General features: G+C 73.8%; 16 protein-coding genes. 5 read left to right on the top strand and 11 right to left on the bottom strand.

Annotated elements, in window-relative coordinates:
• Positions 1-56: 56 nt before the first annotated feature.
• The 5 genes from IF655_RS08510 to IF655_RS08490 form a co-directional block, all read right to left on the bottom strand.
• The gene (locus IF655_RS08510; protein WP_199583479.1) at positions 57-680 is read right to left on the bottom strand and encodes a GntR family transcriptional regulator; all 624 of its coding nucleotides are present in this window, start codon (positions 678-680) and stop codon (positions 57-59) included.
• Between the two features lie 294 nt (positions 681-974).
• Positions 975-2,798, bottom strand: coding sequence for a 2-oxoglutarate dehydrogenase, E2 component, dihydrolipoamide succinyltransferase (sucB, locus tag IF655_RS08505; protein ID WP_199583477.1), 1,824 nt, complete (start codon positions 2,796-2,798; stop codon positions 975-977).
• Between the two features lie 62 nt (positions 2,799-2,860).
• Positions 2,861-4,249 (bottom strand): dihydrolipoyl dehydrogenase, encoded by a 1,389-nt coding sequence (lpdA, locus tag IF655_RS08500; RefSeq protein ID WP_199583475.1) that lies wholly within the window; start codon positions 4,247-4,249, stop codon positions 2,861-2,863.
• A 297-nt stretch (positions 4,250-4,546) separates the two neighbouring features.
• Positions 4,547-6,061 carry a leucyl aminopeptidase gene (locus tag IF655_RS08495; RefSeq protein ID WP_199583473.1) on the bottom strand — a complete coding sequence of 505 codons (1,515 nt, stop codon included), beginning with the start codon at positions 6,059-6,061 and terminating at the stop codon, positions 4,547-4,549.
• 276 nt (positions 6,062-6,337) lie between these two features.
• Positions 6,338-7,138, bottom strand: a complete 801-nt coding sequence (locus IF655_RS08490; protein WP_199583471.1) for an adenosylcobinamide-GDP ribazoletransferase — start codon at positions 7,136-7,138, stop codon at positions 6,338-6,340.
• Between the two features lie 145 nt (positions 7,139-7,283).
• On the opposite strand from IF655_RS08490, the gene IF655_RS08485 reads away from it, so the two are divergent.
• Positions 7,284-8,048, top strand: coding sequence for a hypothetical protein (locus IF655_RS08485; RefSeq protein WP_199583463.1), 765 nt, complete (start codon positions 7,284-7,286; stop codon positions 8,046-8,048).
• Here IF655_RS08485 and IF655_RS08480 read toward each other — a convergent pair.
• The 3 genes from IF655_RS08480 to cobT form a co-directional block, all read right to left on the bottom strand.
• A complete protein-coding gene (locus tag IF655_RS08480; RefSeq protein ID WP_199583461.1) occupies positions 7,946-8,704 on the bottom strand; it encodes a hypothetical protein in 759 nt (252 codons plus the stop codon). The genes IF655_RS08485 and IF655_RS08480 overlap by 103 nt on opposite strands.
• Positions 8,705-8,714: 10 nt before the next feature.
• Positions 8,715-10,493: a phosphatidylglycerol lysyltransferase domain-containing protein gene (locus IF655_RS08475; protein ID WP_199583460.1), complete on the bottom strand. Its 1,779-nt coding sequence runs from the start codon at positions 10,491-10,493 to the stop codon at positions 8,715-8,717.
• Positions 10,494-10,567: 74 nt separating this feature from the next.
• Positions 10,568-11,695, bottom strand: coding sequence for a nicotinate-nucleotide--dimethylbenzimidazole phosphoribosyltransferase (gene cobT, locus IF655_RS08470; RefSeq protein ID WP_199583453.1), 1,128 nt, complete (start codon positions 11,693-11,695; stop codon positions 10,568-10,570).
• A gap of 133 nt (positions 11,696-11,828) precedes the next feature.
• Here cobT and IF655_RS08465 point away from each other — a divergent pair, with 133 nt between their 5' ends.
• A complete protein-coding gene (locus IF655_RS08465; RefSeq protein WP_199583446.1) occupies positions 11,829-12,809 on the top strand; it encodes a class I SAM-dependent methyltransferase in 981 nt (326 codons plus the stop codon).
• A gap of 21 nt (positions 12,810-12,830) precedes the next feature.
• On the opposite strand, the gene IF655_RS08460 is transcribed toward IF655_RS08465, so the two are convergent.
• Positions 12,831-14,030 carry a bifunctional adenosylcobinamide kinase/adenosylcobinamide-phosphate guanylyltransferase gene (locus IF655_RS08460; RefSeq protein WP_199583444.1) on the bottom strand — a complete coding sequence of 400 codons (1,200 nt, stop codon included), beginning with the start codon at positions 14,028-14,030 and terminating at the stop codon, positions 12,831-12,833.
• A 227-nt stretch (positions 14,031-14,257) separates the two neighbouring features.
• Here IF655_RS08460 and IF655_RS08455 point away from each other — a divergent pair, with 227 nt between their 5' ends.
• The 3 genes from IF655_RS08455 to IF655_RS08445 all read left to right on the top strand — a co-directional run bounded on the left by IF655_RS08455 (position 14,258) and on the right by IF655_RS08445 (position 16,041).
• A complete protein-coding gene (locus tag IF655_RS08455) occupies positions 14,258-14,473 on the top strand; it encodes a hypothetical protein (protein ID WP_199583442.1) in 216 nt (71 codons plus the stop codon).
• 126 nt (positions 14,474-14,599) lie between these two features.
• Entirely contained in the window at positions 14,600-15,139 is a 540-nt protein-coding gene (locus IF655_RS08450) for a cysteine hydrolase family protein (RefSeq protein WP_199583440.1), read from the top strand.
• Entirely contained in the window at positions 15,136-16,041 is a 906-nt protein-coding gene (locus tag IF655_RS08445; RefSeq protein ID WP_199583438.1) for a GlxA family transcriptional regulator, read from the top strand. Before IF655_RS08450 ends, IF655_RS08445 begins: the two co-directional genes overlap by 4 nt.
• Before the next feature lie 129 nt (positions 16,042-16,170).
• On the opposite strand, the gene IF655_RS08440 is transcribed toward IF655_RS08445, so the two are convergent.
• Together IF655_RS08440 and IF655_RS08435 are read right to left on the bottom strand one after the other, a co-directional pair.
• Positions 16,171-17,241 (bottom strand): S1C family serine protease, encoded by a 1,071-nt coding sequence (locus tag IF655_RS08440; protein ID WP_199583436.1) that lies wholly within the window; start codon positions 17,239-17,241, stop codon positions 16,171-16,173.
• 82 nt (positions 17,242-17,323) lie between these two features.
• Complete coding sequence (locus IF655_RS08435) at positions 17,324-18,097, bottom strand: bifunctional 2-polyprenyl-6-hydroxyphenol methylase/3-demethylubiquinol 3-O-methyltransferase UbiG (RefSeq protein WP_199583434.1); 774 nt, start codon at positions 18,095-18,097, stop codon at positions 17,324-17,326.
• Positions 18,098-18,177: the final 80 nt, after the last annotated feature.

Genomic DNA, 18,177 nt, shown 5'->3' with positions numbered 1-18,177 from the left:
GGTGCCGTGTTTTTGCGGGTTTTCGTGCCCGTTTCCGCAGGTGAGCGAGGTACGGCTCAGGCGCGGGGCGCGCAGCCCAGCACGTGCGCCTTCACCAGCTCGGCGATCCGGGGGTCGCGGCGCTTGAACGCCTCCACCAGCTCCTCGTGCTCCTCCGCGTACGACTGCTGCACGGTGCCCAGCCAGCGGATCGACAGCGCGGTGAAGACCTCGATGCCGAGCCCCTCCCAGGTGTGCAGCAGCACGGAGTTGCCCGCGGCGCGCACCAGCTCGCGGTGGAAGCCGACGGTGTGGCGGACCTGTCCGGTGCCGTCGGCCGCCTGGTCGGCCTCGTACAGGGCCGCCACGTGGGGTTCCAGGGCCGAGCAGTCCTCGGCGAGGGCTTCGGCCGCGAGTTCTGCGGCTATGGCCTCCAGGCCCGCCCTGACGGGGTAGCTCTCCTCCAGGTCGGCTGCCGTCAGGTTGCGGACCCGTACGCCCTTGTTGGGGGCGGACTCGATCAGGCGGAGGGACTCCAGCTCGCGGAGCGCCTCGCGGACCGGGGTCTGGCTGACCTCCAGTTCTGTGGCGATACGGCGCTCGACGATGCGCTCGCCCGGTTGCCAGCGGCCGCTGACGATGCCCTCCACGATGTGCTCGCGGATCTGTTCGCGCAGCGAGTGGATTACGGGCGCGGTCATTCTGGGCTCCTTCGCGAGGCGGCTCTACGACGATAAGGGTGCGGTGCGGATGCCGTGCGGCGCATAGGGGTGCTTTTGCCCAGGTGAGACGAGGGGCACAGGGTGTTTTCGACGCGGGAGGACTCGGGGGGTTCTGGATTTGGGCGGGTGCGGGTGGGTTGTGGCTGATCGCGCCCGCGCGGCGGAGCCGCATGTCGACACAGCCCCGCGCCCCTTCGGGGAGTTGCCCTCGCCCTCGGCTGAAACGGCGAAGCCCCCTGTCCTGGGACAGGGGGCTTCTTCAGCGACCGGGGGTTACAGGCCGAGCTCTACCTCGAACTCGCCCGCTTCCAGGATCTGCTTGACCGTCGTCAGGTAACGGGCCGCGTCGGCGCCGTCGACCAGGCGGTGGTCGTAGGAGAGGGTCAGGTAGGTCATGTCGCGGACGGCGATGACCGTGCCCTCCTCCGTCTCCAGGACGGCCGGGCGCTTCACCGTGGCGCCGATGCCGAGGATGGCGACCTGGTTCGGCGGCACGATGATCGTGTCGAACAGGGCGCCGCGCGAACCGGTGTTGGAGATGGTGAAGGTCGCGCCGGACAGCTCGTCCGGGGTGATCTTGTTGGCGCGGACCTTGCCGGCCAGCTCCGCCGTCGCCTTGGCGATGCCCGCGATGTTGAGGTCACCGGCGTGCTTGATGACCGGGGTCATCAGGCCCTTCTCGGAGTCCACCGCGATACCGACGTTCTCGGTGTCGAAGTAGGTGATGGTGCCCTCGGCCTCGTTGATGCGGGCGTTGATGACCGGGTGGGCCTTCAGCGCCTGCGCGGCGGCCTTGACGAAGAACGGCATCGGGGAGAGCTTGACGCCCTCACGGGCGGCGAAGGAGTCCTTCGCCTTGCCGCGCAGCTTCATCAGACGGGTGACGTCGACCTCGACGACCGAGGAGAGCTGAGCCTGCTCGGTCAGCGCCTTGACCATGTTGTCGCCGATGACCTTGCGGATGCGGGTCATCTTGACGGTCTGGCCACGCAGCGGGGAGACCTCCAGCGCCGGAGCCTTCTTCGCGGCGGCCGGAGCGGCGGCAGCGGCCGGAGCCGGAGCCGGGGCGGCGGCCTTCGCGGCCTCGGCGGCGGCGAGGACGTCCTGCTTGCGGATACGGCCGCCGACGCCGGTGCCCTTGACGCCGGCCAGGTCGACGCCGTTCTCGGCGGCGAGCTTGCGCACCAGCGGGGTCACGTAGGCGCCCTCGTCGGTCGCCTGGGTGGCGGTCGGGGAGCTGGGCGCGGTGGCCGGGGTCACCGGAGCCGGAGCCGGGGCGGCCGGGGCCACCGGAGCCGGGGCAGCGGCGGCGGGCGCGGCCGGAGCGGCGGGGGCAGCGGCGGCGGGCGCGGCGGGAGCCGGAGCCGGAGTCGCCGGAGCCGCGGGGGCGGCCGGGGCCGGGGCGGCAGCCGCAGGAGCGGCGGGCGCGGCGGGGGCAGCGGCGGCGGGAGCCGGGGCGGCCGCGGGGGCGGCACCGGCGACACCGATGACGGCGAGCTTGGCGCCGACCTCGGCGGTCTCGTCCTCGCCGACCACGATCTCCAGCAGGGTGCCCGAGACGGGCGCCGGGATCTCGGTGTCGACCTTGTCGGTGGAGACCTCGAGCAGCGGCTCGTCGGCCTCGACCGAGTCGCCGACCGACTTCAGCCAGCGGGTGACGGTGCCCTCGGTGACGGACTCACCGAGCGCGGGCAGGACCACGTCGGTGCCCTCGGCGGCACCGGCCGGGGCGGCGGGCGCCTCGGCGGCCGGAGCGGCGGGGGCTGCCGGTGCCTCGGCGGCGGGCGCCGGGGCAGGCTCGGCGGCGGGCGCCGGAGCGGGCTCGGCGGCCGGGGCCGGGGCGGCGGCGGGGGCGCCGGAGCCGTCGTCGATCAGGGCCAGCTCGGCACCGACCTCGACGGTCTCGTCCTCGGCGACCTTGATCGAGGCCAGCACGCCGGAGACGGGCGAGGGGATCTCGGTGTCGACCTTGTCGGTCGACACCTCGAGCAGCGGCTCGTCGGCCTCGACGCGCTCGCCCTCGGCCTTCAGCCAGCGGGTGACAGTGCCCTCGGTGACGCTCTCACCGAGCGCCGGAAGGGTTACGGAAACCGCCATGGTTTCGGTTGCTCCTTAAGGAATTGCGGAAGTCTGTGTCGTCGCGCCCGAGGGCCGATGGCTCAGTCGTGGGCGTGCAGCGGCTTGCCGGCCAGCGCCAGGTGCGCCTCGCCGAGCGCCTCGTTCTGCGTCGGGTGGGCGTGGATGAGCTGGGCGACCTCGGCCGGCAGCGCCTCCCAGTTGTAGATGAGCTGCGCCTCGCCGACCTGCTCGCCCATGCGGTCGCCGACCATGTGGACGCCGACCACGGCACCGTCCTTGACCTGGACGAGCTTGATCTCGCCCGCGGTCTTGAGGATCTTGCTCTTGCCGTTGCCCGCCAGGCTGTACTTCAGAGCGACGACCTTGTCCGCGCCGTAGATCTCCTTGGCCCTGGCCTCGGTGATGCCCACGGAGGCGACCTCCGGGTGGCAGTACGTCACGCGGGGGACACCGTCGTAGTCGATCGGGACGGCCTTCAGACCGGCCAGGCGCTCCGCCACCAGGATGCCCTCGGCGAAGCCGACGTGCGCGAGCTGGAGGGTCGGGACGAGGTCACCGACGGCCGAGATGGTCGGCACGTTGGTGCGCATGTACTCGTCGACCAGGACGTAGCCGCGGTCCATCGCGACGCCCTGCTCCTCGTAGCCGAGCCCCTGCGACACCGGGCCGCGGCCGACGGCGACGAGCAGGACCTCGGCCTCGAACTCCTTGCCGTCGGCGAGGGTGACCTTGACGCCGTCCTGGGTGTACTCGGCCTTCTCGAAGAAGGTGCCCAGGTTGAACTTGATGCCGCGCTTGCGGAAGGCGCGCTCAAGGAGCTTGGAGGAGTTCTCGTCCTCGACCGGCACCAGGTGCTTGAGACCCTCGATGACGGTCACGTCGGCGCCGAAGGACTTCCAGGCCGAGGCGAACTCGACGCCGATGACACCGCCGCCGAGGATGATCGCGGACTTGGGCACGCGGTCCAGGACGAGGGCGTGGTCGGAGGAGATGATCCGGTCGCCGTCGATCTCCAGGCCCGGCAGCGACTTCGGCACGGAGCCGGTCGCGAGCAGGACGTGACGACCCTGGACGCGCTGCCCGTTGACGTCCACCGACGTGGGGGAGGACAGCCGTCCCTCGCCCTCGATGTACGTCACCTTGCGCGAGGCGATCAGACCCTGGAGACCCTTGTAGAGGCCCGAGATCACGTCGTCCTTGTACTTGTGGACGGCCGGGACGTCGATGCCCTCGAAGGTGGCCTTCACACCGAACTGCTCGCTCTCGCGGGCCTGGTCGGCGATCTCGCCCGCGTGCAGCAGGGCCTTGGTGGGGATGCAGCCCCGGTGCAGGCAGGTGCCGCCGACCTTGTCCTTCTCGATCAGGGCGACGTCCAGGCCCAACTGCGCTCCGCGCAGGGCCGCGGCGTAACCACCGCTGCCACCGCCGAGGATCACTAGGTCGAAAACGGTGCTGGCGTCGTTCGCCACGTCACGTCCTCCATGCATGTGCGCCGTACGCCGGTCGTCGGTGACCGGCAGGCGGCTGGTGTCCGGCCGCTTGATGCTTCGGCCCTCGGGTGGGGCCCTGTCCTGCCGGGCTCCATCTTTGCACTTGTCCGGGGTGGTCCATACGCCGGGCCGGGGTGTGAGACGTCCCACGTCCGCTCCGGCGGCACTGCGCGCCCCTCGGGTGCGTCGGCACCGCCCTCACCTGGGGCGGAGCGGTGCCGGAGGTGGTGCGAGGGGCGCGATGCGGGACCGCGCCCCCTGCTCCGGCGGGTGGTTTCAGCCCAGGTCGCCGTCGGCGGTCAGCTCAGCGAGCCGAACCAGCGTGCGGACCGCGGTACCGGTGCCGCCCTTCGGGGTGTAGCCGAAGGGACCGCCCTCGTTGAAGGCCGGACCCGCGATGTCCAGGTGCGCCCAGGTGATGCCCTCGCCGACGAACTCGCGCAGGAACAGACCGGCGACCAGTCCGCCGCCCATGCGCTCGCCCATGTTCGCGATGTCGGCGACGGGGGAGTCCATGCCCTTGCGCAGGTGCTCGGGGAGCGGCATCTGCCAGGCGGGCTCGCCGGTCTCCTCGGCCATGTCGTGCAGCGAGGCGCGGAAGGCGTCGTCGTTGGCCATGATGCCGAAGGTGCGGCTGCCGAGCGCCAGGACCATGGCGCCGGTGAGCGTGGCCACGTCCACGATCGCGTCCGGCTCCTCGGCCGAGGCGGCCCACAGCGCGTCCGCGAGGACCAGGCGGCCCTCGGCGTCGGTGTTGAGCACCTCGACGGTCTTGCCGCTGTACATGCGCAGCACGTCGCCCGGGCGGACGGCGGAGCCCGACGGCATGTTCTCGGCGAGCGCCAGCCAGCCGGTCACGTTGACCTTGAGACCGAGGCGGGCGGCGGAGACGACCGCGGCGAACACGGCGGCGGCACCGGCCATGTCGCACTTCATCGTCTCGTTGTGCCCGGCGGGCTTCAGCGAGATGCCGCCCGAGTCGTAGGTGATGCCCTTGCCGACGAAGGCGAGGTGCTTGTCGGCGTCGGGGTGCGTGTAGGCCAGCTTGACCAGGCGCGGGGTGGCGGCGGAGCCGCCGCCGACGCCCATGATGCCGCCGTAGCCGCCCTCGACCAGGGCCGCGTCGTCGAGGACCTCGATCTCGAGGCCGTGCTCGTCGGCGGCGGCGCGCGCGATGGCCGCGAACGCCTCCGGGTCGAGGTCGTTCGGCGGGGTGTTGACCAGGTCGCGGGCGCGGTTCAGCTCCTCGCTGACCGCGACGGCGCGGGCGAGCGCCGCGTCGTGGTCGTCGCCACCGGCGGTGAGCACGACCGCCTCGCCCAGCGGGGCGTTCTTGGCGTCGCCGTCCTCGGTCTTCTCCTTGTACGCGTCGAAGGCGTAGGCGCCGAGCAGCGCGCCCTCGGCGATCGCGGCGACGGCGCCGGGGCCGTCCACGGGCAGCGCGAACGCGGCCTTGGCGGTACCGGCGAGCCCGCGCGCGGCGACACCGGCGGCGCGGCGCAGGGTCTCGGCGTCGTAGCCCGCCTCCGCCTCGGGCTCGGCGCCCAGGCCCACCGCCACCAGGAGCGGCGCCTCGAAGCCCGCCGGGGCGGGCAGCTTCGTCAGCTCGCCCTCGGCACCCGAGGCGCCGAGGGTCTCCAGGACGCCGGGCAGCGCGCCGTCGTACGCCTCGACGACGGACTCGGCGCCGGGCGCCACAACGGGGCCCGCGCCGGCCTTGGCGACACCGATCACGATCGCGTCGGCGCTCACGCCGGGCGCCGCGGCGGTGCTGAGAGTCAGAGCAGTCACGGTGGTGAAATCTCGCTTCCGATGTGAAGTTGCAGTGGCCGTTTGCGTTCCTCGGCCGCCCGGTGGGGCGGCCTCACGCAAAGGGGTGGGTCGACCGGGCCCGAGAGCCGACCCTAGGCCCAGCGCTGGACCACTTCGGCAACCGGGGTCTCCACCCCGTCGGCGAACACCCGCCACGAGACTACGCGCGTGCGCCCGCTCGCTCATTCCTTCGGGCAGCCACCCGAACGTGGCCTTCCCTTCGCCTGCGGGCAACTCCGCACGCCCACAGGGCGGTTACCCCGCGCCGCCCAGCGCGAGCACGACCAGAACCGTCGTCGCCGCCGTCTCCGCGAGGGCGCCGAACACGTCCCCGGTGACCCCGCCGAAGCGCCGGACACAGCGGCGCAGCAGGAGTTCGGCGGCGCCGAGGGCGAACAGGACGGCCACCGCGGCGTGGACGGCACCCCACGCGCCGAGAGCCGCGCCGCAGCCCGCCGCGAGCAGGGCGCACCCCGCTACGACCGCCCCCGCGTTCCGCGTGGGCACCACCCCGGCGACCGCCGCTCCCAGCCCCTCCGGGCGGGCGGCAGGCACCCCGGCGCGGGCGGCCAGGGTGAGCGCGAGCCGGGCGGCGAGCGCCGAGACGACCGCCGCGACCGCGCCCCGGGTCCAGGAGGCGCCGTAGAGCTGGGCCAGGACGGCCACCTGAGCGAGCAGCACCAGGAGCAGGGTGATCACGCCGAACGGTCCGATGTCCGACTGCTTCATGATCCGCAGGGCGTCCTCGGCGGGCTTGCCGCTGCCGAGTCCGTCGGCGGTGTCGGCGAGCCCGTCCAGATGCAGACCCCGCGTCAGCACCGCCGGTACGGCGACCGAGGCGACGGCGGCGAGCAGCGGTCCCGCGCCGAGCAGCAGGAGCAGCAGCCCGAGCGCCGCCGCGCAGAGACCGACGGCGAGCCCGGCGACGGGGGCGCACACCATGCCCGCGCGCGCCGCCTCCCGGTCCCAGCGGCGCACGCGCACGGGCAGCACGGTGAGGGTGCCGAAGGCGAAGCGGAGCCCGTCGAGCGGGGCGGCGGCGGGGGTCTCGGGCATCGGCGCAGGCTATCGGGCGGGCGCGAGGGCGAGCGTCGGGGTGGTCGCGAAGGGGCGGTCGCGAGGGGGGTGGTCGCCGGAGCCGTACTCCGGGCGCCGCCCGGTCTGCCCCGCTCGCCCGGGACAACGGGGATAAAGTGCGCACATGGGGCACTGGTGGGAGCGGAACATCCTGGAACCGGGCAAGCTTCCGCTGCTGCTGGCCCTCGCCGCCTTCGTGCTCACCTTCCTCGTGACCCGGCTCGTCACCCGGCTGATCCGCGCGGGGAAGGGGCCGTTCGGCAACGTCAGCGCGGGCGGGGTGCACATCCATCACGTGGTGCCCGGGATCGTCCTCACCCTCGTCGGCGGGTTCGGCGCCGTCGCCAGTGACCGGCACGGCTTCGGAGGCGCGTTCGCGGCCGTGGTCTTCGGGATCGGCGCCGGGCTGGTGCTCGACGAGTTCGCGCTGATCCTGCATCTGGACGACGTCTACTGGACCGCCGAGGGGCGCAAGAGCGTCGAGGTCGTCGTGCTCACCGCCGCGCTGGTCGGGCTGCTCCTCGCCGGGTTCTCCCCGTTCGGCGTCAACGACCTCACCCAGGACGAACTCCAGGACCGGGGCGGGGTCATCGCCACCATCGCGGTGAACTTCTTCTTCTCGCTGGTCGCGCTCAGCAAGGGCAAGGCACGCGTCGCGATCTTCGGCGCCGTCGTGCCCCTGCTCGCCCTCGCGGGCGCGATCCGGCTGGCCCGCCCCACCTCGCCGTGGGCGCGCCGGTTCTACGTCCACCGCCCGCGCGCCCGCGCCCGTGCCCTGCTGCGCGCCTACCGCCACGACCGCCGCTGGGCCGGTCCCCGCCGTGCCGTGCAGGACTGGATCGGCGGCAAACCCGACCCCAGCCCGGCCCGCCTCCCGCGCGGCAACTGACCCGCCGTCCGGGTCCGGTACCGGCGCCGCACCGCCGAGACCGCGCACAGCGCCCCCGTCGCCAGCAGCGCCGCCAGATGTTCCTTGCCCGCCAGGTTGTCCTTGACCAGCACCTCGGCCACTATCGCCACCGGCACCAGAAGAGCCGTCGTCCGGGCGCCGTAACGAGCCGCCACGAACACCGCGAGCCCGACCACCGCCGCCGACGGACCGGTGTCCACCACCAGGGCGTCGGAGGCGGGCAGACCCAGCGGGGAGTGCGGGCCGAGTCCGATGCCGAGGCGGGCGTAGAGGGTGCCCGCGAGGGTGGCGGCGTAGGCGACGGTGAGGGTCCGCGGGCGGCCGAGGCAGATCTCCGCGATGCCGAACACGCACAGGATCTGCGCCAGCGCGCCCCACACCGGCAGGTCGAGCGCGGGCACGAAGAGGGAGAGCGGGGTGCGCAGCAGAGCCGCCCACCAGGGGTCCTGGGCGCGCACCGCGCCCGCCGCCTGCACCGCGCGGAAGCCCCAGGGCTGGTTCTGGACGTACTGGAGCAGCGCGGTCAGGGACACCGCCGCGAACGTCATCGGGATCGCGGGCAGTCCGCCCCGCGCGCGCAGGGCGCCGTACAGCGGTCCCCACTCGGCGCGGGCCCACCGGACCGCGCGGCTCACCTGCGGACCCTCACCGGTGGGTCTCCAGATGTCTGCGGTGCAGCCACTTGGGCAGCCCCGGTGCCTCCAGGAAGCCCTCCGCGCGCGCCGAGGCGAGGGCGATACGGGGCAGGTCCGCGCTCTTCTCGAAGAGCAGGAAGCGCGGCTCCCAGATCGGGCGGTACTTGGCGTTCGCCCGGTACAGCGACTCGATCTGCCACCAGCGCGAGAAGAAGCTCAGCAGCGACCGCCACAGCCGCAGCACCGGACCCGCCCCGAGTCGCGAGCCCCGCTCGAACACCGAGCGGAACACGGCGAAGTTGAGGGAGACCTGGGTGACCCCCAACTCCCGCGCCCCGCGCAGCAGATCGATGACCATGAACTCCATCAGCCCGTTGTCGGAGTCCCGGTCACGGCGCATCAGGTCCAGCGAGAGCCCGCCCGGACCCCACGGCACGAAGGACAGCAGCGCCCGCAGCCGCCCCTCGGCGTCCACGCACTCCAGCATCACGCACCGGCCGTCCTCGGGGTCCGCGAGGCGCCCGAGCGCCATGCTGAAACCGCGCTCGGTGGCGCCGTCGCGCCAGTCGTCGGCCCGCTTCACGAGGTACGCCATCTCGTCGGCGGGGATGTCCTCGTGGCGCCGTACCCGCACCCGGTACCCCGCCCGCCGTACCCGGTTGTACGCCTGGCGGACCGTGCGCATCGCGCGGCCCTCCAGGGTGAAGTCCGCCACCTCCACGATCGCCTCGTCGCCGAGTTCCAGCGCGTCCAGACCGTGCCGGGCGTAGACGGTCCCCGCCTCCTCGCTCGCGCCCATCACCGCCGGGATCCAGCCGTGCGCCCGCGCCTCGGTCAGCCAGGGCACGATGGCGCCCGGCCATGCCTCCGGGTCGCCCAGCGGATCGCCCGAGGCGAGGCTGACCCCGCCCACCACGCGGTAGGCGACAGCCGCCTTGCCGGTCGGGGACCACACCACGCTCTTCTCCCGGCGCAGCGCGAAGTAGCCGAGCGAGTCGCGCTCGCCGTGCCGGTCGAGCAGCTCGCGCAGCCGCTTCTCGTCGTCCTCGGTGAGCGGGTCGACCGCGCGCCGGGAGCGGAACGCGGCGTACAGGACGGCGAGCAGCAGGGCGGTGCTGAGCACGTTGACGCCGACGTTCGCCCAGTTGGGCGGGTCGATGCCGGGGAAGTGGGACTCCTCGGCGGCGACCGAGATCAGCCGCAGGGTGCCGTAGTGCCAGCGCTCCAGGAAGGTCGAACGCGCCGCGTCCGGCGCCTGGTTGGTGACCGTCACCACGAGCCCGGCGAGCAGCGAGGCGGCGAGTCCGCCCCCGCCCGCCACAGTCGCGGCGAGCCGGGGGTTGGACCGGTCGCCCTTGGCGTAGAACTCCCGGCGCCCGGTGAGCAGCGCGGCGACGAAAGCCGCCGTGAGGACCAGCGACACCCAGTTCTGCACGGAGCCGTGGATCTCCGGGAACACCATGGCGAAGGCGAACAGCGCGAGGAACACCCCGCTGAGCACCAGGTTGAGGATCCACGCCGCCCGCTTGCGCCGCCGCATGGTGATCGCCAGGAACGCGGTGAACACCCCGGAGGCGAAGCCCGCCGTCAGCAGATACGGCGTGAACAGGTTCTCCTGGTTGTGGCGGCGCACGTCCTGGCCCAGCGACACCCACACCGCGCTGAGGAAGTTGACGAACGCGACGGCCCGCAGATACCAGACCGCGCACGCGGCGGCCCGGCGGGACCGTCCGCCGGACCGCCGCCCGGGCTCGGTCTGCGGGTCCACGGCGATTCGGGCGTCTCCCATGACGGACGATCATATGGGCGCCAAAGCCGCGAAACGCGCTCATCGGCGGGTGGCAGCCACCGACGGCCCGGGGTTCACTCCACGGGCCGCGCGCTCTCCTCGTCCGAAGCTTCCTCAGCCTCTTCAGCCCCGGTCTCCTCAGCCCCCGCCTCCCCGGCCTTCACCTCCGGCAGCTCCGCCGCGAGCGCGGCGGCGGACCGCACCAGCGGCAGCGCGAGCAGCGCGCCCACGCCCTCACCGACCCGCACACCCTGGTCGAGCAGCGGCTCCAGAGCCATCCGGTCCAGCGCCTTGGCCTGACCCGGCTCGCCGCTGAGGTGGCCCGCGAGCCACCAGTCGGGCGCCCGGAAGGCGACGCGCTGGGCGACCAGCGCGCACGCGGCGGACACCACCCCGTCCAGGACCACCGGCAGCTTGCGCACCGCACTCTGGAGCAGGAACCCGGTCATCGCGGCCAGGTCCGCGCCGCCCACCGTCGCGAGCAACTGGAGCTGGTCCCCGAGCACCGGCCGGGCCCGGCGCAGCGCGTCGCGGATCGCCGCGCACTTGCGCATCCACGCCAGGTCGTCGATCGCGAGACCACCACGCCCGGTCACCACCGAGGCGTCCGTCCCGCACAGCGCGGCGATCAGCACCGCAGCCGCCGTCGTACCGCCCACGCTCAGATCGCCGAGCACCACCAGATCCGTGCCCGAGTCCGCCTCCTCGTCCGCGACGGCGACACCCGCGCGGAAGGCAGCCTCCGCCTCGTCCAGGGTCAGCGCGTCCTCGACGTCGATCCGGCCGCTGCCGCGCCGCACCCGGTGCCGTACGACCTCCGCCGGGAAGGCGTCCGGCTCGGTGTCCACGGAGAGGTCCACGACCCGTACCGGTACGTCGAGACGGCGGGCCAGCACCGCCACCGGGCTCGCGCCCTCCAGCACGCCCCGCACCAGCTCCCCGGCGGTGCCCGCGGTCCGCCCCGAGACGTCGAGGCGGGCGACGCCGTGGTCACCGGCGAAGAGCACCACGCGTGGCCGCTCGATCTGCCGTACCGGCACGGTGCCCCGCGCGGCGGCGAGCCACTCGCCCAGCTCGTCCAGGCGCCCGAGCGAACCGGGCGTGACGGCCAGGCGCTCCCGGCGTGCCTCGGCCTCGCGGCGCACCGCGCCGTCCGGGCGCTCGATCAGATCGGAGAACTCGTCCAGATCAATCCTGCTCATTCGCGGAACAGTACCGTCCACGCTCCGCCGCTTCCGCGCCACACCGCAAGCCCGTCACCGGCACGTCGTTGCGCCCAAGATCGGTATCCCATACGTTCCGGTTTACCGCGAAATGCCGTACAGGGAGCCGCCCATGCAGCCCTCTCCACCCGCCCCGCAGTCCACCGACGGATTCTCCGGACCGCTCCGCGCGGACTGTCCCTGGTGCGGCTCCCCGAGGCTGCGCACCCGGCTGCGCGCCCCCGACCCGCTGCGGGAGCGCCCCGGGGTCTTCGGGCTCGACGAGTGCGCCGACTGCGCCCACACCTTCCAGAACCCCCGGCTCGCCGCCGACGACCTCGCCGCGACCGAACGGGACCCCTGCGAGAGACATCTGGACCAGATCGCCGCCCGCGTGCTGTCCCCGCGCGCGGTCCACCGCCGCCACCGCGCCACCGCCCGCGCCCTGACCGGTCTCTCCGACCCCGAGAGCTGGCTCGACGTGGGCACCGGCGACGGACGCTTCCCCGAGTCCGCCAAGGAGTTCTTCCCCTACACGAGCTTCGACGGACTCGACCCCACCGCCCGCGTCGAGAAGGCACGCGCCGCGGGGCGGATCGAGGAGGCTCACCGGGGCTTCCTCACCACCCCGGGCGTCACGGAGAAGCTGCGCGCCCGCTACGACGTGGTCAGCATGTTCCACCACCTGGAGCACGTCCCCGACCCGCGCGCCGAACTGCGCGCCGCCCTCACGGTGTTGCGCCCCGGCGGCCATCTCGTCCTCGAAGTCCCGGACCCGGCGAGCGCGTTCGCCGCGCTGCTCGGCAAGTGGTGGCTCCCGCACGGCCAGCCGCGCCACCTCCACCTGCCCCCGCTCGCCAACCTCCGCGCCGAACTGGCCGAGCGGGGCTGCGCGATCGTCACCACCGACCGCGCCGCCGCCCATCTGCCCTACGACCTCACGGCAGCGCTCTCCCTGGCGCTCGCCCACGTTCCCCCGCCCCTGCGCCGGGTCACGTCCCCGGCGCTGACGGCAGCCGCCGGGGCGGAACTGCTGCTCTCCCCGCTGACCCGGCGCACCCGCTTCGCCAACGCCTGCCGGGTGGTGGCCCGCAAGGAGGACACCTCCGGCTGACCCCCGGCTAGCACGCCGGGGCTAGCCCCGCAGCACCAGCGCCTGACCCGCCACCACCAGGAGCACCTGCTCGCACTCGGCCGCGAACGCCGCGTTCAGTCGGCCGAGTTCGTCGCGGTAGCGGCGCCCGGAGGCGGTGGCCGGGACGATGCCCGAGCCCACCTCGTTCGACACCGCCACCACCGTGCGGCGCGCGTCCCGTACCGCCGCCACCAGCTCCCGCACCCGCTCGCGCAGCGCCTTCTCGCCGCCGTCCGCCCACTCCGCGTCGTCCCACGCCCCGACCGCGTCCATGGCGTCCGTCAGCCACAGCGACAGACAGTCGACCAGCACCGGCGGACCCTCCTCGGCCAGCACCGGCACCAGGTCCGTCGTCTCCGTCGTACGCCACGACCCCGGACGCCGCTCGCGGTGCAGCGCGACCCGCCGCGCCCACTCCGAGTCGCCGCCGCGCGTGCCGCCGGTGGCGACGTACAGCACGTCCGGGAACGCCTCCAGGCGGCGCTCCGCCTCCACCGACTTGCCCGAGCGGGCGCCGCCGAGCACCAGCGTCCTGCGGGGCACGTCCGGCACCTCCTCGTACGCCCCCACGGCCAGCGTCGTACCGTCCGGCACCGCGCGCGCCCCGGCCGCCGCGAGCCGCCGGGCGACCTCCGCGCCCTGCGGCACGTCGTGGTCGAGGTGGACGGCCACCACGTCCGTCGTCGGACCGACCGCCCCGGCAGCGCGCAGCCGGGCCAGCGCGTCCGGGCGCCCCACCACGTCGGCGAGGACCAGGTGGTACGCCCGGGTCGGTGCTTCGAGCCCCGCCGGGAAGCCGCCCGGCGGCAGATACAGCAGCCGCTGCCCGTCAGGACCGGTCACCGCGTACCCGGTGCCGCCCGCGTCCATCGCCAGCGCCCGCACCCGGTGCCCGGTCAGCAGGGTCAGCTCGCGGCCGTCCGGCACCCGCACCGGCTGGGGCAGCCCGGCGGGCACCTCCACGGCGGGTCCGTCGTGCGGATGGGAGAGCAGCACCTGGCGCACCCCGCCCAGCGAGTGCCCCGCGCGCGCCGCCGCGAACGCCGCGCCGGGGGTGAGGTCGAGCAGCAGCGCGTCGTCCACGAGCAGCGCGGTCGCCGCCCGCGCGTCCCGCCCGAGGGCGGTCGCGCACACGGCACAGGGGCAGTCGGGCCGGGGCAGCCCCGGCGGGGCACCGGTGCCGAGCAGAGTGACGTCCACGGACCGATTTTCACCCGGCACCGGGGCTCCCGCGCCCCGGTGCCCCCGAAGACGCGGTGCCGCGGGGCGTGTCGCCGCCCCGGGGTGCCCTGGCCGGGTGCGCGGGAAGGGTGCGCGGGAAGGGTGTGCGGGAAGGGTGCCCTGGCCGGGTGATGATCCACGATCTCCTGTGACCGGCGCCGCCGAGCGCATACGCTGCCCGCAGCGTCGGATCGAAGGAGGCATGCATGACGGCATGGACGTGGCGGTTCGAGAAGGCCGACGGGACGGAGGTCCCGCCCGCGGTCGAGCCGGAGGAGTTCACCACGCAGGGGGACGCCGAGTCCTGGATCGGCGAGCACTGGAAGGCGCTCCTGGAGGGCGGCGCCGAGCAGGTGCGGCTGTTCGAGGAGAGCACCGAGATCTACGGCCCGATGAGCCTGAACGCGGAACAGACCGCGTAACCCGCTCACCCGTCAGGTCCCGGCGCGCCCGGGACCTGACACCCTCCCCGAGGTGACCGGATCGTTCCGCACCCGGCCCCGATCGTGTCTGCCGCGACCGCGTATCCCCAGGTCAGACTGGACGGCATGAAGCGAGCACTCGTCGTCATCGATGTCCAGGAATCCTTCCGCGCCCGTCCGCTGTGGAAGGAGATCGGCAACCCCGGGATCGCCGGACCCGTCAACCGGCTCGTCCGGCTCGCCCGCGACCACGGCGACCTCGTCGTCTGGGTGCTGCACACCGAGCCCGGCAGCGGCGACGTCTTCGACCCGGACCTCGGACACGTACGGCTCCTGGAGGAGCTGGAGCAGCCGCTGCCCGGCGAGCCGGTGCTGCGCAAGACCGCGCACAACGCGTTCACCACCACCAACCTCCAGCAACTGCTGACCGAGGCGGGCGTGGGGGAGCTGTGGGTGTGCGGCATCCGCACCGAACAGTGCGTGGAGACCACCGCCCGGCTCGGCAGCGACCTCGGCTACGAGATCGTCTTCGTGGCCGACGCGACCACCACCAACCCCATCGGGGACCTCGGCGTCGACGCGATCATGGAGCGCACCCAGGCTGTCCTGCGCGACCGCTTCGCCCGCATCGCCACGGTCGCGGAGCTGGCGGCATCGCCCGTATGACCCGCGTCGTCTTCGTCCTGCTGCCCGACGTCCACCTCCTCGACCTCGCCGGACCCGCCCAGGTCTTCTCCACGGCGGCGAGCTTCGGGCAGCCGTACACCCTCGACTACGTCGCCGAGACCCCGCAGGTCACCAGCGCGCAGGGGCTCCCGCTCACGACCCGCACCGAGTGGCCCTCCCTCGGCGCCGAGGACCTGGTCGTCGTACCGGGCTGGCGCGCCCCCGCCCTGCGCGGCGGTCCCGCGCCCGGCGCCGCCCTGGTCGAGCGGCTGCGCGCGCACCACGCGGCGGGCGGCACGGTCGCCAGCGTCTGCGCCGGGGCGGAGGCGCTCGGCCGCGCGGGACTGCTCGACGGGCGCCGCTGTACGACCCACCACGCGCTCCAGGACGAACTCGCCGCCCGCCACCCCCGGGCCACCGTCGTCCGGGACGTGCTCTTCACCACCGACGACCGCGTGGTCACCTCCGCGGGCATCGCCAGCGGGATCGATCTCGCGCTGCATCTGCTGGCGGTACGGCACGGGCCCGCGCTTGCCGCGCGGGTCGCCCGCGAGATGGTGATCTACGCGCGCCGTAATGGCGATGCGCCGCAGACCAGCGCCATGCTGCGGCACCGGGGGCATCTGGACGACACGGCGCATCGGGTGCAGGACCTGATCGACGGGCGGTTCGCCGAGCGGTTGCCGCTGGATCTTCTCGCCGCGCACGCCGGGGTCAGCGCGCGGACGCTCACGCGGGTGTTCGGGCGGGCGACCGGGCTCACGCCGCTGCGGTATCAGCAGGCGCTGCGGGTGGAGCGGGCGGAGCATCTGATCGGGCATGGGGCGACGGTGGAGTCGGCGGCGCGGGAGGTTGGGTTCGACGATGCGCGGATGCTGCGCAGGCTTCGGCGGGGCGCCTGATCGCCGTTGGGGGTCCGTTGTCGGGTGGGTGCGGGTTCGTTGTGGCTGGTCGTGCAGTTCCCCGCGCCCCTAAAAGATCACAGTTCCCCGCGCCCCTAAAAGATCACAGCTCGCCCCGTTGAAAGAGGCTCACTGCTCGCCCAGGGTTACCTCTGTCGTTCCCTCTCTGCCGTTTCGTTGGTAGGTCACCTTTACCCGTTGGCCGGGCTTGTCCGCTGCCAGGGCTTCTGCCAGGGCTGTTACCGAGGTGATCGTGGTGGTGTCGAGGCGGGTGATGACGTCGCCGGTGCGGAGGCCGGCCTGGGCGGCGGGGCCGCTCGGGGTGACGGTGACGATGGCGGCGCCGACCGGGCGGTAGCTGTCGTCCACGACCGTGCGGGCGCTGATGCCGAGGGCGGCGCGGCCGGAGTCGGTGACCTTGCCGTGCTCGACGATCTGACCGGCGACCGTGCGGACCAGGGAGGACGGGATGGCGAAGCCGATGCCGGGTGCCGCGCCACCGCCCGTCCCGGGGTCGGCGGCGCCGAGGGTGGGGATGCCGACGACCTGGCCGTCCAGGTTCACCAGCGCGCCCCCGCTGTTGCCCGGGTTGATCGCGGCCGAGGTCTGCACCATGTTGGCGATGGTCGCGCCCGTGCCGCCGCCCTCGTCGCCCTCGCTGACCGTCCGCCCGGTCGCGGAGACGATGCCCTGCGTCACGCTGGAGGACAGCCCGAACGGCGATCCCATCGCCAGCACGATCTGGCCCACCTGCACCTTGGCGGAGTCCGCGAACACCGCGGGTTTCAGCCCGGCGGGCACCCGGTCCAGCTTGATGACCGCGAGGTCCTGGTCGGGATAGGAGTAGACGAGGTTCGCGGTGAGCTGGTCCTCGCTGCTGGCCGTCGTCACCTTGAAGGTCTTCTCCGAGCCGACCACGTGCGCGTTGGTGACGATGTGCCCCTGGGTGTCGAAGACGACCCCCGAGCCCAGATCCCGGCTCGCCTGGATCTGTACGACCGACGGCAGGGCTTCCTTGATCACCCGCTGGTACTGGTCCTGGAGCTGGTTCGACACCTCGGGCACCGCGGCCCGCGCGGCCGACGGCTCCGCCGGGGCGGTGACCGGCGCCGAACAGCCGGAGCCGAGGACGGCGGAACACACCAGCACGGCTGCCGGAGCCGCCACCCGGCCGAGGGTGCGGGTACGGGAAGCGTCCATGCCCCGAGTCTGAGCGCGCGGGGCGCGTACCGCCCCGCCGGATACGCCCGAACGGGCGCTCAGCCCCGTGCAGGTGACGGGCTCAGCCCCGCACCCCGCACACGTGCAGCAGCGCCGCGACCCCGCGGTAGGGGTCCGTACACCCCGCCCGCTCCTCCACGTCGAGGAGTCCGGGCACGTCGGTGGCCGGATACGAAGACGGCGGGGACGGCGGCGCCGTCGCCGTGTCGTCCGCGTCGGCGAGGTCGGTGAAGACGCCCACGCCGTACCAGGCGTGCAGCGGGGCGGCGATGCCGTCGAGGGTGGCGGTCAGTACCGCCAGGCGCTCCGCGCGACCCCGGGGACCGGGCTGCTCGGCCGGGCTCTCGCCGTCGGACTCGGAGCGCGAGCGCGGCAGCAGGGCGGTGGCGTCGAGCGCGGCGAGGGCTGCCGTCCAGTCACCGGCACGACCGGGCCGCATGGCGAGCGCGTCGCCGTTGCGCACCAGCAGGGAGAGCAGACCGCCGGGCGCGAGCATCCTGGCCAGACCCGCGACCAGCGGATCGGGCTCCTCGACCCGCATCAGCAGACCGTGGCAGAGGACCACGTCGAAGCTGCCCGGCAGGAAGTGCACGCCGGTGTCCCGCCCGTCGCCGTGCACCAGCCGGACCCGCTCGCGCACGCCCTCCGGCTCGGCGGCCAGGTTCGCGCGCGCCCCCGCGATCACCACCGGGTCGTTCTCCACCCCGGTGACGTGATGGCCGAGCCGGGCCAGCCTGAGCGCGCCCGCGCCCCGGCCGGTGCCCACGTCGAGCACCCGCAGCCGCCGCCCCAGGGAGTAGCGCGCCCGGAGCTGCTCGTCGAGCTGCCGGGTCACCAGTTCATGGCGCAGGAGGTCACGCGGAACACCCGGTCCGCCCGGCCGGAGCCCGGCGGCGGGCCGGGGAGCTGCGTCTG

This window comes from Streptomyces sp. DSM 110735, assembly GCF_016482685.1.
Lineage (GTDB): Bacteria > Actinomycetota > Actinomycetes > Streptomycetales > Streptomycetaceae > Streptomyces.
The sequence above is the reverse complement of the archived record's forward strand: the minus strand, read 5'-3'. Positions and strand labels throughout refer to the sequence as shown.

Bases quoted from the DNA above. Each gene is read 5' to 3' on its own strand.
- IF655_RS08465 (WP_199583446.1), top strand. From the start codon at position 11,829: ATGCAGCCCTCTCCACCCGCCCCGCAGTCCACCGACGGATTCTCCGGA.
- IF655_RS08445 (WP_199583438.1), top strand. From the start codon at position 15,136: ATGACCCGCGTCGTCTTCGTCCTGCTGCCCGACGTCCACCTCCTCGAC.
- IF655_RS08475 (WP_199583460.1), bottom strand. From the start codon at position 10,493: ATGGGAGACGCCCGAATCGCCGTGGACCCGCAGACCGAGCCCGGGCGG.
- IF655_RS08450 (WP_199583440.1), top strand. From the start codon at position 14,600: ATGAAGCGAGCACTCGTCGTCATCGATGTCCAGGAATCCTTCCGCGCC.
- IF655_RS08455 (WP_199583442.1), top strand. From the start codon at position 14,258: ATGACGGCATGGACGTGGCGGTTCGAGAAGGCCGACGGGACGGAGGTC.
- IF655_RS08490 (WP_199583471.1), bottom strand. From the start codon at position 7,138: ATGCCCGAGACCCCCGCCGCCGCCCCGCTCGACGGGCTCCGCTTCGCC.
- sucB (WP_199583477.1), bottom strand. From the start codon at position 2,798: ATGGCGGTTTCCGTAACCCTTCCGGCGCTCGGTGAGAGCGTCACCGAG.
- IF655_RS08440 (WP_199583436.1), bottom strand. From the start codon at position 17,241: ATGGACGCTTCCCGTACCCGCACCCTCGGCCGGGTGGCGGCTCCGGCA.
- IF655_RS08485 (WP_199583463.1), top strand. From the start codon at position 7,284: ATGGGGCACTGGTGGGAGCGGAACATCCTGGAACCGGGCAAGCTTCCG.
- IF655_RS08510 (WP_199583479.1), bottom strand. From the start codon at position 680: ATGACCGCGCCCGTAATCCACTCGCTGCGCGAACAGATCCGCGAGCAC.
- cobT (WP_199583453.1), bottom strand. From the start codon at position 11,695: ATGAGCAGGATTGATCTGGACGAGTTCTCCGATCTGATCGAGCGCCCG.